At 69.2% G+C, this 14,374-nt stretch carries 12 protein-coding genes; 7 read left to right on the top strand and 5 right to left on the bottom strand.

What is annotated here, in order from left to right:
* The first annotated feature begins 297 nt into the window (after positions 1-297).
* On the top strand, positions 298-699 hold the full coding sequence (locus tag NLI01S_RS17890; protein WP_067606075.1) for a DnaJ family domain-containing protein: 402 nt from the start codon (positions 298-300) through the stop codon (positions 697-699).
* Between the two features lie 116 nt (positions 700-815).
* Positions 816-2,981, top strand: coding sequence for a tetratricopeptide repeat protein (locus tag NLI01S_RS17895; RefSeq protein ID WP_067606077.1), 2,166 nt, complete (start codon positions 816-818; stop codon positions 2,979-2,981).
* Here NLI01S_RS17895 and NLI01S_RS17900 read toward each other — a convergent pair whose 3' ends face one another.
* Complete coding sequence (locus tag NLI01S_RS17900; RefSeq protein ID WP_223809287.1) at positions 2,982-4,226, bottom strand: hypothetical protein; 1,245 nt, start codon at positions 4,224-4,226, stop codon at positions 2,982-2,984.
* 532 nt (positions 4,227-4,758) lie between these two features.
* Entirely contained in the window at positions 4,759-6,150 is a 1,392-nt protein-coding gene (gene xylB / locus NLI01S_RS17905; protein WP_067606081.1) for a xylulokinase, read from the bottom strand.
* A 167-nt stretch (positions 6,151-6,317) separates the two neighbouring features.
* Here xylB and NLI01S_RS17910 point away from each other — a divergent pair, with 167 nt between their 5' ends.
* From NLI01S_RS17910 to NLI01S_RS17930, 5 genes are all read left to right on the top strand, one after another.
* On the top strand, positions 6,318-6,752 hold the full coding sequence (locus tag NLI01S_RS17910) for a hypothetical protein (RefSeq protein WP_067606083.1): 435 nt from the start codon (positions 6,318-6,320) through the stop codon (positions 6,750-6,752).
* Between the two features lie 361 nt (positions 6,753-7,113).
* Positions 7,114-7,974 (top strand): MetQ/NlpA family ABC transporter substrate-binding protein, encoded by an 861-nt coding sequence (locus NLI01S_RS17915; protein ID WP_067606085.1) that lies wholly within the window; start codon positions 7,114-7,116, stop codon positions 7,972-7,974.
* Between the two features lie 177 nt (positions 7,975-8,151).
* Positions 8,152-9,201 carry an ABC transporter substrate-binding protein gene (locus tag NLI01S_RS17920; protein WP_067606087.1) on the top strand — a complete coding sequence of 350 codons (1,050 nt, stop codon included), beginning with the start codon at positions 8,152-8,154 and terminating at the stop codon, positions 9,199-9,201.
* Between the two features lie 140 nt (positions 9,202-9,341).
* Entirely contained in the window at positions 9,342-10,112 is a 771-nt protein-coding gene (locus tag NLI01S_RS17925; protein ID WP_067606089.1) for an ABC transporter ATP-binding protein, read from the top strand.
* On the top strand, positions 10,105-10,977 hold the full coding sequence (locus NLI01S_RS17930) for an ABC transporter permease (RefSeq protein ID WP_067606091.1): 873 nt from the start codon (positions 10,105-10,107) through the stop codon (positions 10,975-10,977). Before NLI01S_RS17925 ends, NLI01S_RS17930 begins: the two co-directional genes overlap by 8 nt.
* Positions 10,978-11,066: 89 nt before the next feature.
* On the opposite strand, the gene NLI01S_RS17935 is transcribed toward NLI01S_RS17930, so the two are convergent.
* From NLI01S_RS17935 to NLI01S_RS17945, 3 genes are all read right to left on the bottom strand, one after another.
* Complete coding sequence (locus tag NLI01S_RS17935) at positions 11,067-12,227, bottom strand: iron-containing alcohol dehydrogenase (RefSeq protein WP_067606093.1); 1,161 nt, start codon at positions 12,225-12,227, stop codon at positions 11,067-11,069.
* Positions 12,228-12,426: 199 nt separating this feature from the next.
* Entirely contained in the window at positions 12,427-13,020 is a 594-nt protein-coding gene (locus NLI01S_RS17940) for a Dps family protein (protein WP_067606094.1), read from the bottom strand.
* Between the two features lie 139 nt (positions 13,021-13,159).
* Positions 13,160-14,371, bottom strand: coding sequence for a cytochrome P450 family protein (locus NLI01S_RS17945; RefSeq protein ID WP_067606096.1), 1,212 nt, complete (start codon positions 14,369-14,371; stop codon positions 13,160-13,162).
* Positions 14,372-14,374 lie beyond the last annotated feature (3 nt).

Genomic DNA, 14,374 nt, shown 5'->3' on the forward strand with positions numbered 1-14,374 from the left:
CGGCAGGGTCCCTACCTGAGGCGTCCCACCAACCACCAGCCACCCGCTCCGTGAACCGGAGGGCCCCTGACCTCAAGCGCCCCACCCATCCACACCCGGACAGACTCCACCAGCACCAGCACCAGCACCAGCACCGGAGCGGATCGGTGTGGATCGGTGCGGATCGGGGAGGGTCGGGACGCGCCGAGGATTCTTCCGGGGGCCATGTCTAACGTCCACTTCCACAAGGCAGGATGGTCTTGTGGAACAGCCCACACGGACGTGTACTGGCGTGCTCACCCTGGAGGAGGCGGTTCAATGACGAAACGCAAGCCCACCGGCATGGAATTCGAGTCCTGGATCGACGCCCAGATCCGTGAGGCTCAGGAAAAGGGAGAGTTCGACGATCTTCCCGGTGCCGGCAAGCCCATTCCCGACATCGGCCGCCCCTACGACGAGAACTGGTGGATCAAGCGCAAGCTCAAGCAGGAGAACGTCTCGCTGCTGCCGCCCACTCTGCGGCTGCGTAAGGAGGCCGAGGACACCCTGATCGAGGCGCGCAAGGCCCGGACGGAGAAGCGGGTCAGGGAACTCCTGGAAGACCTGAACAAGAAGATCCGGACGATGAACACGAACGCGCCCCCGGGACCGCCGCTCAACCTGATGCCCTATGACGTCGACGAGTTCCTTCGCGACAAGTGGGAGGGGCCTGGGACCTGATCCCTCCCCAGTGCGGGTGGCCGACTGCGGCCGGCGGGGCCACCCGAACGGTCGGGTGGGGCCTGGCTGGATAGTCTTCCGGTACCCCAGCAGTCGCGCACCGTGAGGTGGACCCGTTGAGCGTCGAAACCCCCAGGGACAGCACGTCCAACAACGCCCGAGACGTCCACGGAACGTTGTTCCAAGCGCGTGACATCACGGTCCACTACATCAATGGCGCCATCTCTGATGTCTCCGACGACTCCGAACGCACCTTCGATCTCCTGGTGCCTCCCTCCTATGTGGACCGGGACGAACCTCGGGCCGATGCGCAGCGGATCATCGACGAGGACCCGAGTGCCTCGACCATGCTCACGGTGTCCAGCAGGATCCAGGGCGGGGGCACGACCGCCTTCGGCCTGAAACTCCTGCACGACGGTTTCGAGCGGGACCGTGCCCGTTTTCCCGGCGGCCACGTCCTGGTGGACCTGGTCAGGGAGGATCCGTGGATGGCCGTGGGCCGCCTGCTGCGTCTCATGGACATTCCGGAGGAGGATATTCCGGCCACCTTGGAGTGGCGTGTCCAGAAGCTGCACCAGAGCCCGCGATGGCGGAGCGGGATCGCCGTCATGGTGGATTCTCCCGGAAACTTCACCGACGTCCGCCTCTTCCTGGCGACCTCCCCTGGAAGTCTCACCGTGGTCGCCGGACCCCAGAACTTCGACCTGAGGACGCTGGGCCGCGACGACAGGAGGCTCCTGCGCCACGTTCAATGGCGCTCCATCCAGCTGGACGCCCTGTCGGAGGAGGACGCCACGACGATGTTCTGCCTGCGGTCGGACCTGGCACCCTCCGAGCCGCGGGAATGGGCGATGATCGCCGACTTCGTGGTCGCGGCAGGAGGCAATCCCGGGCTCATCGCGGACTACGCCTTCGATGTCCACGTCGAACGCCAGTGCGGGGCAGCGGACCCACTCGCCACCGCGCACCGGGACCACTTCGGTTCGAACGCCGTCCCGGGGCGGCGCCCACGTGATCGGGTGGACTTCGCGGGACTCGATGACGGGCAACGTGCCTTGGCGGTCCGACTGGCCGGCCTCCCCGACGTCGATTTCGGTTTCGACCTGGCCGAGGCCCTCATGGCCGACTCCGCGGGACCGGAGGACGTGCGTGCGGGGCTGGAAATCCTGGCGGAGAGGGGCGTCCTCGACACCGTCGTGACCGGCCCCGAACCCAGGTACCGCTTCATCACGCGCAGTATGAGGTCGACCTTCACCCCTGACACGGAGAAACGCTTGGACACCCCCCAACGCACCCTCACCCACTACTACGAGATCGGTTACGCCGCGCACCGAAAGCTGATGCCGGGTCGCTGGCTCCAGGTCGAACTCGACGGCCGTTCGGCCTTCCCCGACAGTGTGCGGGCCGCTCGCTCCTTCGCGAGCATCGACGAGGCCCGACAGGCGCTGACCCCCGAACGTCAGACCCTGGTCAAGGTCGTGATCGACGCCGTGGCCAGGGGCCACTTCGTGATGGCCGCGGAACTGTGCGAGGTCCTGTGGCCCTTCTGGTTCCACTCCGGCTGGTTCACCGACATGGTCGATGCGCAGGTGCCCGTATTGAGGGCGACCCTGGACACCCACCACCTCGAACCCGCTCGGCTCTCCCGCCTGTGCGTGCAGACGGCCATCGCCTATCGCCGGGACCGGAACCCGACGGACGCGCGCCTTCAAGCGGAGCGGGCCCTGGAACTCGCCCAGGGCGAGCACCCGCTGGTGGTCCTCACCGCCCACGACGCGCTCGGAGACGTCGAGACCGATGCTGAAGAGTACGACGCCGCGATCGGGCACTTCGCCGAGGCCCGACGCATCGCCGAAGGTCTGGACCCCGTCGATCTCAGGGCACTGCACATCATGGAACGCAAGGAGGGCGTCGCCCACCGGCGGGCGGGCCGTCCGGCCGAGGCGGAGTCCCTGCTCCTGCACGCGAGGGGGCTGCTCGCCGAGGGCGACCACCAGAACCACGCCCGAACCGGCGCGGCCCTGGGTGACCTGCGTCGGGACCAGGGCCGGGTCGAGGAGGCCCTGGAATCGTACGATGGCGCCATCGATCGCCACCGTCTCCTGGGTGACCTGCGCCGGGTCGGGGACGTGTACGTGCTGCGAGCCGACGTGAACCGGGATCGGGACGCCGTGACCTCCCGAGCGGACCTGGAGCGTGCGTTGGAGGCGTACGAGACGGCGAACGCCGAGCGCGATGTGGCCGATGTCCGCGAGCGACTCGCCGTCTGGTCCCCGGGGTGATCACCCTGCGTTCGATGCTCGGATGGTGAAGCTCGACTCGTGCTCGCCCAGCAGGACGAGGAGTGACCCCTCGGGGGCCTCACCCTCGACCCATCGATGCCAGTACGCCGAGGCGGCGACGGTGGGATCGTGTCGGTGTCCGGGGTCGTCCGCCACCAGCCTGATCCGTGTGCCGTCACGGTCGACGAGCAGGCAGTCGGGGCCGTCCGCGGCGACCGCGAGGTGGGCCCGAGGGTGATCGGACAGCCTCGCCCGCAGCACTGCCCAAGAGGTGTCCCCACCGGGGCTCCCCGAGTCGGGGCCGCAGAGGAGCAGGCAGGCGGCTTCGCTCCACCGGACCTGGGTCTCGTCCGTATGGGTGACCAAGTGGGGGCGGTCCAGGAAGAGGCGTTCCCCGGTGACGGATTCGGCGGGGTGGCGGCGCACACGGAGCCCGGAACCCTCCTCCTGGACGGTGCTCCACAGTGGTGCGTGGTCGGTGGTGTCGGGCCAACCCCGCCGGTAGGGGACGGGGACGTCGGCCGGGAGTGTCCGTACCGGGTGCTCGGGTTCGGGCAGGTCCAGGAGCCGGTAGAAGGTCTCGCGCAGGATCCGTCCGGAGCCGCCGGGTCGGGAGTTGAGCCGGTCGGTGAAGGCCGCGAACCGGTCGGGTTTGTGGTCGGTGGCGTCGGCGAGGATCTGCGGGAGCAGGGGGAGGTCCGCGCGTAGCCGGGTGGCGGAGCGGCCGAATCGGGCGATGGGGGAGAACGGATCCATCTCGGTGTCGGGGAAGGCTCCGAGCATGGTGTGGGTGCCCAGGGACGCCCCATAGGCGGTGACGGATCCGTGGTCGCCGATGACGTGGTCTGCGGCCACGAGCGCGGCCTGCCAGCCCTGGCGGGGCGGAAGTACGCGCAGACCGGCCCGTTCGGCCTCGGCGAGCCAGGAACGTACCTGGTGGTGACCGTGGCCGTGCCAGGTGTTGGGATGCAGGGCGAGGGCGACGCGGTACTCGTCGACGGGCAGTTCGGCGAGCAACCGGTTCAGGAGTTCTGGCCGGGAGCCGAGGAGGGAACCAGGCCCCCAGGTGGAGCTGACCACGACCAGTTTCCGGTGCCCGGTTTCGAGGTGGTCGCGGTAGCGGTCACGCCAGGGGAGTCCGGCCAGGATGCGGTCGTGGGAGGGGTCTCCGGCGATGAGCGCGGCGTCCACGGCCTCGGGGCAGCTCCGGCGGAGACGGTCGAGCTGTTCGGGGTGGGACAACACGAGTGTTCCGGGAACGAGGGTCCCGTCCCGTAGGAGGGTGGCCGGCCCCAGCCCGAAGGCCGCTTTCCGCTTTCCGCTTTCCCTATCTTATTGTACCCTGCGCCGTGGGAGAAAACAATCAAAGGCGCATTTATCAGGTGTAGGTCGTCGCCGTAACTGGCCGCGATCGCCAGGTCGAATTCCTCCTCCAGTGCCTGTTCCCAGGGTGCGACGAGAGCACCGATGTCATCGAGGAAATCGGTGACGCCCTCGCGGAAGTTGGAGGTTCTGGCCCGGGTGAAGACGAGCTGGATTCTCGGGTCGGAATCGAACAGTGGAAGGACGTCGAGAAGCCTCGTCAGGGTGGTGACGGTGTGGGCCACGACGAGGATGCGGCGGGCGTCGGGGTAGGTGGACCAGTTCGGCGCCGATCCGATCGGTACCCGCAACCGTTCCTCGACCGACATGCATGCTCCCGCAGCTCGAAAGTCCGGAGTGCCCCGGAACACGATGGAACAGCGTACCGAACCCGTGTTCCGGGGCCTTGGCGGGCCTACACCCCGTGAACGGTGTGCCGGAAGCGCGCGTAGCGTTCACGCAGTTCCGTTCCGGCCTCGAAGTCGTACGTGGACGACTCCTCCGGTGCGCCCAGGGTCCACACCGGCGGTGATTCCTCACCGGACAGTGCCCAGGCGGCCTGGCGGGCGGCGCCCAACGCCACGTACTCGGCGGCCGGTGGAACCACCACGGGCGCGCCCAGGACGATGGGGGCGATGGCGCGGACCGCGGCCGAACGGGCGCCTCCGCCCACCAGCAGCACCCGTTCGGTGGGCACACCCTGCCCGGAGAGGGCGGCCAACCCGTCGGCGAGTCCGCACAGCATCCCCTCCACGGCGGCGCGGGCGATGTTGGCGGGGGTCATGTTGTCCCTGCGCAGCCCGTGCAGGGATCCGGTGGCCTCGGGGAGTTCCGGGGTGCGTTCGCCGTCCAGGTAGGGCAGCAGCACCACGCCATCCGACCCTGGGCGCGCTCCCAACGCGAGGTGGTCGAGGCCGGCCAGATCGGTGCCGAGCATCGCGGCGGCCGAGCTCAGTACCCGGGCGGCGTTGAGGGTGCACACCAGCGGCAGGTGGCCACCGGTGGCGTCGGCGAACCCGCACACCGTTCCGGTGGGGTCGTGGGTGGGGCGGTCGTGTGCGGCGAACACGGTGCCGCTGGTGCCCAGGGACACCACCACGTCGCCGGGTCGCACGCCGAGGCCGAGGGCGGCCCCCATGTTGTCTCCGGTGCCGGGTGCGATGAGCGCGCCCTCGGGGGTGTGGCCCACGGTCTCGGCGGGGGCGGCCACGCGGGGGACCTCCAGTTCCCGGCCGAACCCGCGCACCAACAGGTCGGTGCGGTAGGTGTTCTCCGCGGGTGACCAGTAGCCGGTGCCGGAGGCGTCGCCGCGGTCGGTGGTGGGTTGGTGGCGGGCGCCGCCGAGCCGCCAGGTCAGCCAGTCGTGGGGGAGCATGACACCGTGCGCGCGTGCGGCGAGCTCGGGTTCGTGTTCGGCGAACCAGCGCAGCTTGCCGACGGTGAAGCTGGCCACCGGCACGTTTCCCACGGCGTCGGCCCAAGCTTTGGGGCCGTCCAGTTCCTGGACCAGGTCGTGGGCGGCCCCGGCGGATCGGGCGTCGTTCCACAGCAGGGCGGGGCGGATGACCTCCCCGTCCTCGTCGACCACGACCATGCCGTGTTGTTGGCCGGCGACGGAGACCGCGGCGACGTCGTCGAACAGTCCGGAGGAGGCCTCGCCCAGGGCGCTCCACCAGTGGTGGGGGTGGGTCTCGGTGCCGTCGGGGTGCGGGGCGCGTCCCTCGCGGACCACCTTGCCGGTGGTGCTGTCACAGACCACGACCTTGCAGGACTGTGTCGAACTGTCGATTCCGGCTACGAGTGCCATGTTCGCTCCGTGTGGGTGAGGGGGTCCTGGCCGGGCTCGGCGGGCTCATTCTCGCACTCTGGTGACCCCTCTCACATCCCGGGGTGCGCCTCGATGAATCACTTGCCCGAGCAGCTGAGCGTCAATAAAATTGAGTCCATACAACTCAACACGATGGGAGTGGTCCGATGCGCGTCACCGACGTCTTCGAGGGGTTCGAGCACGCCCTGTGGGCACAGCTCGCCGTGGATCCGGTCGTTCGGGTCGACAGCGGGCGTCGCGGTGCCGACCTGGTGGTCGAGGTCGAGCTCGCCCCGGGTGTGGATCCGGGTGGGATCCACGTTCTGCGAGAGGAGCGCGCCCTGACCCTGGTGAACGTCTCCGACCGGGCGGTGCTGCACCGGATCCCCCTGGGCGCCGCCGTGGGTCGCCCCGTCCGGCGCCACCTCCCGAGTGGACTGCTCCTCACCGCGCCCCTGGTCGGTCCGGCCCCGGTCTCCGTGACCCCTGGGGTGCGCCCACCCGCCGGGCGTTCGCGCGTCGCCCCGGCCCGTCTGTGCGACCGCCTTCGAGGGTTCCTCCGGGCGTCCCGCACCGCTCTTCGCGGGTCCGCGACGGCGTGACCCACCGCTCCGTGCCCCCTTCGGGGGGCGCCGCTCGGGGGAATGGCCGGTGGGCAGGGGTGGCCTCGTGAGGGTGGAGGTGAGCGTCGATTCCGGGTGTGGCGGTGCGTGCGCTGAGCATGGTTCCGTGACGCGCCGCGTTCTCCTTGATGCCTGCTGACTTGGCGGGAAACGCCGCCGCTGTGGTCAAGGCCACGTTTTGGCCGGCGTCGAGCGGATTATTCCTACTATATAGGTGGGATAGGCTCTGATCAGCCCGTAGGCGCACCAAAAGGGCGCCCGGGCACATCGCGGTCAGGTCCGTCCCGGCCTCGACCGCCCCCTGCGATCCTCCACCCCACGATCACGAAGGAGTGCACCCATGCGCACGACCTCGATCCTCATCGGCGCGGCCGCCCTGACTCTCGCGGTCGCGGCCTGCGGTGCCCCGAGTGAGCAGGCCGCCGAGCCCGCCGAGGGTGGCCAGGCGCCGCTCCGGATCGGTGTCAACCCCGTTCCGCACGGTGACGTCCTCGCCTTCATCGACGAGAACCTCGCCGAGGAGGCCGGGCTGGACCTCGACATCGTGGAGATCGCCGACTACAACACGCCCAACGCCCAGTTGGTCGACGGCGACCTGGACGCGAACTACTTCCAGCACCGCTCGTTCCTGAACGAGTGGTCGGAGAACGGGCCCGAGGCCGACCTCACCTACATCACCGACGTGCACATCGAACGCCTGGGGCTGTACTCCGAGGGCGTCGAGAGCGCCGAGGACCTGCCCGAGGGCGCCGAGATCGCGGTCCCCAACGACCCGGCCAACCTCAACCGGGCCCTGGGCATCCTCGAGACCGAGGGTCTGATCACCGTCGATCCGGAGGCCGGTGAGACCGCCACGGAGAAGGACATCACCGACAACCCGAACGACCTGACGATCACGCCGCTGGAGGCCGCACAGCTTCCGCGCTCGATCACCGACGTGGACGCCGCGGTCGTCAACGGCAACTACGCCATCGAGGCCGACCTCACCGAGGAGTCCAACCTCCTGGCCTGGGAGCCCGAGGGCGACGACTACGTCGAGAAGTACGCCAACGGCCTGGTGGCGCTGGACGAGAACGTCGACGACGAGCGGATCCGGCTGCTGGCCGACCTGCTCCACGACGAGCGGGTCCTGGAGTACATCCAGCAGACCTGGCAGGGCGTCGTCCTGGCCGTCGACGCCGAGGGCCGCCCGGTCGAGTAGTCGCGCGCGGTACGCCGTTCAGGGCGGTGGGGTCCTTCGACCCCGCCGCCCTTTCGCGTGCCCGGGGCCCGGCGCGCGGTGGCGCAGGTCACAGCAAGGATGCCGCGCCGTCTTCCCATAAATCCTACTTATTAAGTAGGCTTTTCCTGTCTGGCCCCACGACAGAAGAGGACCCCCATGAGGATGCGAACCTCCGCGCTTTCGACCGCCGCCACGGCACTGGCGATCGGCCTGGTCGCGACCGCCTGTGGGGGGGCCGACGCCGACGCCGACGAAGGCTCCGACACCCTCACGCTCGGCTACTTCCCGAACGTCACCCACGCGCCCGCCCTGGTGGGTGTGGAGAACGGGACCTTCGACGAGGCGCTCGGCGACGTCGAACTGTCCACCCAGACCTTCAACGCCGGTCCGGACGCGATCAACGCGCTCTTCTCCGGCGAGATCGACGCGACCTTCATCGGCCCCAACCCGACGATCAACGGCTGGTCCCAGTCCGGCGGCACCGCGTTGCGCGTCATCGCCGGCTCCACGTCCCAGGGCGCCGGTCTGGTGGCGCGCGAGGGCATCGACGACGTCGAGGACCTGCCCGGCCGCACCATCTCCACGCCCCAGCTGGGCAACACCCAGGACGTGGCGCTGCGCTGGTTCGCCGAGGAACAGGGGTGGGACATCGACACCGAGGGCGGTGGCGAGCTGTCCATCCTGCCGCAGGACAACGCCGAGATCGTCAACACCTTCGCGCTCGGTGAGATCGATGGGGCGTGGGTGCCCGAGCCGCACCTGAGCCGTCTGCTCCTGGAGCACGACGCCGAGTTGCTCGTCGACGAGAAGGACCTGTGGCCGGACACCGGCGGTGAGTTCGTCACCACCAACCTGATCGTCAACGCCGACTTCCTGGAGGAGAACCCCGATACCGTCCGGGACCTGCTGCGGGGCCACGTCGAGACGGTCGATTGGATGAACGACAACTCCGAGGAGGCCCAAGAGGCGACCCTGGCCCACCTGGAGGCCCTCACCGGTGGAGACCTCTCCCCGGAGGTCGTCGCCTCCGCGTTCGACAACGTCTCGTTCACCGTCGACCCCATCGCTCCCTCGCTGCGGAGCGGTGCCGAGCACGCCGAGGCCGTCGGTCTGCTCGACCCGGTGGATCTGGAGGGGATCTACTCGCTCGAAGCGCTCAACGAGATCCTCACCGAGGAAGGACGCGAGGAGGTCGAGGGCTTCTAGTGCTTCCACAAAACCTACTCATTAAGTAGAGTTCATCCGTGTCGCTTCAGACCTCGAAGGACCCCCGACACGCGTGTCCGCCCGAACCCACCGCGAGTCGCTCCGGCCGCCCCGGTGGGCCTGGAAGGCGAAGGGAAACAATGAGCACCATCACCGAGACCCGCACCGGCACCACCGCCGTGCGGATCGACGACATATCCAAGGTGTTCGGGCGCGGCGGTGGCGCCGTCACCGCCATCGACGGGATGTCCGTCCAGGTAGGGGAGGGCGAGTTCCTGGCCCTCCTGGGCGCCTCCGGATGCGGCAAGAGCACCCTGCTCTCCCTCGTCGCCGGGCTGGAGTGCCCCACCACCGGTAGCGTGGACGTGGGCGAACACCGTGTGGCCATGATGTTCCAGGAAGCCGCGCTCTTCCCCTGGCTCACCGTCGGCGCCAACATCGAGATCCCCATGAAGGTCAACAAGGTTCCCAAGGCCGAACGCCGCAAGCGTGTGGCCGAACTCCTGGACCTGGTGCGTCTGACCGGGTCGGAGCGCAAGCGCCCGCACGAACTCTCCGGCGGCATGCGTCAGCGCGTGGCCCTGGCCCGTGCCCTGGCCCAGGACGCCGACGTCCTGCTCATGGACGAACCCTTCGGCGCGCTGGACGCCATGACCCGCGACATCCTCCACGACGAACTGGAACGGATCTGGCGGGAGAGGTCCCTGACCATCATGTTCGTCACCCACAACGTGCGTGAGGCGGTGCGTCTGGGTGACCGGGTCGTACTGCTGTCCAGCCGTCCCGGGCGCGTCATCTCCGAGTTCGAGGTGAAGGGTGAACGCCCCCGCCGCATCGATTCCGCACTGATCGCCGAACAGGCCGCCGTCATCACCGACCGACTTCGCGAGGAGGTCTCACGCCATGCCTGAGACCCGGAGCAGGGGCGACGCCGTCCAGGGCCTGGACGCACTCGAAACGCAACCCGAACGCGGCGGCGACGAACGGAGCGTGGCCGAGACCGCGGGCAGGATCTGGGCGGCCACCTGGCCCAAGCTCGCCGCCGTCGCCTTGGTGCTGTTGGCCTGGCAGGCCGTGGTGTGGAGCGGATGGCGTTCCGAATGGGTCTTCCCCGGCCCCGACCGTGTCCTGCCCACCCTCTTCGGGGAGATCACCACCCCCGAGTTCTGGGAGGCCGTACGGGTCACCATGCGGCGGGCCTTCATCGGCTTCGCGCTGGCCCTGGCGGTGGGCGTGCTCCTCGGTTTGGCGGTGTCGCGGTTCAAACCGCTGCGGGTGGCGATCGGTTCGCTCATCACCGGATTGCAGACCATGCCGTCGATCGTGTGGTTCCCCTTCGCGATGTTGCTGTACGGCATCAGCGAGTCCGCGATCATGTTCGTGATCGTCCTGGGCGCGGCGCCCTCGATCGCGGGCGGCCTGACCTCGGGTATCGACTACGTGCAGCCGTCGCTGTTGCGCGCCGGCAAGGTCATGGGGCTGCGTGGGACACAGCGGTACCGGCTGCTGATCATCCCCGCCGCGCTGCCGATGTTCGTCACCGGGCTCAAACAGGGCTGGGCGTTCGCCTGGCGGTCCCTGATGGCGGGTGAGCTGCTGGTGATCATCAACCAGCAGAACTCGATCGGGTGGGCGCTGAGTCAGGCGCGCCAGCTCAACGACGCCGAACGCCTGCTCGGCTACATCATCATCGTGCTGGTGATCGGGATCCTCATCGACGTGTTCTTCAACTGGGCGGATCGTTCCCTGCGCCGTAGGTGGGGCATCACCCGGTAACAGGGCCGAGGGAGAAAGGGGGCCGCGCCACACGTGCGCGGTCCCCTTCACGTCGGGTGCGGTGGTCAGGGCCACCATCGCGGCCGGTATCAGCCGTAGGCGGCGTGGTACAGCTCCACGATCTCCTCGGCGGTGGGCACCCGCGGGTTGTTCCCCGGCGAACCCGACGCCAACGCCTGCCGCGCCATCAACGGCGCCAGCTCCCACCAACGCTCGGCGTCGATCCCGTGGGCGCGCGGGGAGGGCACGCCCAACTCCTCGTTGAGCAGTCGCAGCTCCCACACCAGTGCCCCGGTGGCCTCACCGTCCGTACTGCCCGGCGCGGCCATCCCCATGGCCCGTGCGCAGTCGGCGTAGCGCCCCGGTGCCGCGCCCACCGAGAACTCCGTGACCGTCGGCAACAGCATCGCGTTGGACAACCCGTGCGCCACCTTGAAGTGCGCGCCGATCGGTCGGCTCATCCCGTGCACCAAGGCCACGCTGGAGTTGGAGAAGGCCATACCGGCCTGGGTCGCGCCCGCCATGACGGCCTCCCGGGCCGTCCGGTCCGCGGGGTCGGCGTACACCGAGCGCAGGTGGGCGAAGAGCGTGCGCATCGCGTCCCGGGCAAGCCCGTCCGAGATCGGATTGGCCTTGGTGCTCACGTACGCCTCGATGGCGTGGGTCAAGGCGTCCACCCCGGTGTCGGCGGTCAACCTGCCCGGCGTCTCCAGGGTCAGCTCGAAGTCCACCAGCGCCGCCCGCGGTAGCATCGCCAGCCCCGCGCACAGCATCTTCTCGTCGGTCTCCACGTCGGTGATGATGCTGTAGCGGGTCGACTCCGAGCCCGTGCCCGCGGTGGTCGGGACCGCGATCACAGCAAGGGCGGACGCGTCGGTGACCACCGGGGCCTTGTAGTCGCGCATACGGCCACCGTGCGAGCCGAGCAGGGCCACGGCCTTGGCGGTGTCGATGGAGCTACCGCCGCCCACCCCCACCAACGAGTCGAAATCGCCCTCCCGCAACGCCCGTACCCCCGCGTCCACCACCTCGGTGGTGGGGTCGGGGACGGTTCCGGTGAACACTCCCGGTGAGATCCCGGCCCGTTCCAACCGGCTCAGGATCTCGTGGAAGAAGGGGCGGGAGGCGACGAAGGGGTCGGTCACCAGTAGGGGGCGGGACAGGCCGAATGAGTCCAGGACCTCGGCCAGCTCGGACGAGGCCCCCGCACCCACGCGTAGAACACGGGGCAGGGCCAGGGAAGCGGACACGTCGAGTACCTCCGGGGGATCGGGAGTACGGGCTCGGTACCCCGACCGGGAGCTCCGACGAGGCACGGATCAACGTCCCGGTACCTACCCTCTCGACCCGTTCGATTCCTCCCGGACGCGGTCCGTTTCCGGACCGCGACCTCGCCTCGGCCCGGGGCCGGGCACCGCTATGGCGCCCGGCCCCGGTGGTCCGTGTGGATCAACCGCTCACCAGCGGGGTGTCCACCAGGTGTTCGGCCACGAACCACGCCTCCAGCTCGTTGGTGCGGATCACGTCCGAGACCAGCACGTCGTTGGTGCCGTCGTCACCCAACTCCTGCACGCGCGCGGCCGCGTCGTGGGCCTCCTCCAGGATGGTCTCGTGGGCCTCCAACAGACGGGAGAGCATCGCCGGGACCTCCTCGGCCCCGTTCGGTGGACGTGGGATCCTGGTGATCTCCGCGACGTGTCGGGGGTCGCCCACCGCCACGCCGCCCAGGGTCTGGACGCGCTCGGCGACGGTGTCGATCAGCTCCAACTGCTCGTCGGCGTGCTTGTCCATGAGCAGGTGCAGCTGGTAGAAGGTCTGACCGCGCATCAACCAGTGATGCTTCTTGTAGAGGTCGTGCAGGATGCGGGTGTCGCACAGGACCTGGTTGAGCCGCTGGCACGAGTACATTCGGGTGTCGTAGGACAACCCGACCGGAAGTTGGCGGACCGTCCCGAACTGCTGGATCTCCTCGCCCCGCTGGTGGAGCCACGGCTGGCTGCTGCGCGGCTTGGGCGTGTTCGTGCGCTGATCGGAGGTCGTCACGACCGATTCCCCCTTGCGAGTAGGTGGCGGGACGCGGTTGGACGCGTCCCGCCTGCCAGTCTCGGCCACCGACCGTTGTCACGGGAGAAACAGCACCCCATGGCAGGGCAAGACTTCACCCGGCCGGCCCGAACACGGTCTACCGGTTCGGGTCGAGGGTCACCGGCAGCGCGAACAGCCCGTGCATGATCATGCTCGGCCACCAGCGCAGCTCGGATTCGGGGACGGAGAGCCGCAGCCCGGGCAGGCGGTCCAGGAGCGCGCCCACCGCGACCCGAGCCTCCATCCGCGCCAACCGTGCCCCGACGCAAAAGTGCGCCCCGTGCCCGAAGGCCAGGTGGGAGGAGCCACGTTCGAGGTCGAAGGTGTCAGGGTCCTCGTACCGTCGCGGGTCGCGCCCGGCCGCCAACAGCGACACCAGAACGGGTTCGCCCGCCCCCAGGCGCACCCCGCCCACGGTGGTGGGCCGGGCGGGGAAGCGCCAGGTCGCGTTCTGCAACGGGCTCTCCAACCGCAAAGATTCCTCGATCGCCGGGCCCAACAGGGAACGGTCCTGACGAACGCGTTCCCACCGGTCGGGGTGGCGCAACAGGGTCAGCAGCATGTTGCCGATCAACGCCACGGTGGTCTCGTGCCCGGCCACCAACAACAGGAACGCGGTGGAGGTCACCTCGTCGCGGGTGAGGTCCCCGACGCGGTGCGCCTGTACGAGGTCGTTGAGCAGGTCGTCGGTCGGCTCGGCCAGTCGGGCGTCCACCAACGACCCCAGGTAGGAGTCGAACCAGTCGGTCGTCGCGGCGATCGCCTCGACCTCCTCGTAGGACGAGGAGTCGATCACCGCGGCCTGACGGTGGAACTCGGGCCGGTCGGCCTCGGGCACCCCGAGGATGTCGCAGATGATCGCGATCGGTAGCGGGTAGGCCAGGTCGCGCACCAGGTCGGGGTCGGGGGAGGTGACCAACGCGTCCAACAGCCGGGCGGTGATCCGTTCGGCGCTCTCCTCCAGCGCCCGAACGCGCCTGGGCGTGAAGGCGGCGCTCGCCACCCGACGCAGCCGGGTGTGGTCGGGGGCGTCCACGTTCACCATGCTGCGCCGCAGGCTGTCCCGGTGGTCATAGGGCAGACCCAACCCGGCCTTGAACCAGGTCCGCTCACCCGCCAACGGGTCCTTGAGCATCTCGGGGTCGGCGAGCACGTCGCGGGCGTCACCATAGCGGGTCACCACCCACGCCCACGCGCCGCCGGGCAGGTCCACCCGGTGTACCGGTTCGTTCTCGCGCAACCACCGGTAGGCGGGGTGGGGATCGGCCTCGAACTCGGGGCCGTGCAGGGGTGGAGGGGTGGTGGTCATCGT

The organism is Nocardiopsis listeri NBRC 13360 (assembly GCF_001570765.1).
In the GTDB taxonomy this organism is placed as follows: domain Bacteria; phylum Actinomycetota; class Actinomycetes; order Streptosporangiales; family Streptosporangiaceae; genus Nocardiopsis; species Nocardiopsis listeri.

What these genes read in the sequence shown, in the direction of transcription:
- NLI01S_RS17890 (WP_067606075.1), top strand. Translation starts at nt 298, where the DNA reads ATGACGAAACGCAAGCCCACCGGCATGGAATTCGAGTCCTGGATCGAC.
- xylB (WP_067606081.1), bottom strand. Translation starts at nt 6,150, where the DNA reads ATGGCACTCGTAGCCGGAATCGACAGTTCGACACAGTCCTGCAAGGTC.
- NLI01S_RS17910 (WP_067606083.1), top strand. Translation starts at nt 6,318, where the DNA reads ATGCGCGTCACCGACGTCTTCGAGGGGTTCGAGCACGCCCTGTGGGCA.
- NLI01S_RS17915 (WP_067606085.1), top strand. Translation starts at nt 7,114, where the DNA reads ATGCGCACGACCTCGATCCTCATCGGCGCGGCCGCCCTGACTCTCGCG.
- NLI01S_RS17920 (WP_067606087.1), top strand. Translation starts at nt 8,152, where the DNA reads ATGAGGATGCGAACCTCCGCGCTTTCGACCGCCGCCACGGCACTGGCG.
- NLI01S_RS17925 (WP_067606089.1), top strand. Translation starts at nt 9,342, where the DNA reads ATGAGCACCATCACCGAGACCCGCACCGGCACCACCGCCGTGCGGATC.
- NLI01S_RS17930 (WP_067606091.1), top strand. Translation starts at nt 10,105, where the DNA reads ATGCCTGAGACCCGGAGCAGGGGCGACGCCGTCCAGGGCCTGGACGCA.
- NLI01S_RS17945 (WP_067606096.1), bottom strand. Translation starts at nt 14,371, where the DNA reads ATGACCACCACCCCTCCACCCCTGCACGGCCCCGAGTTCGAGGCCGAT.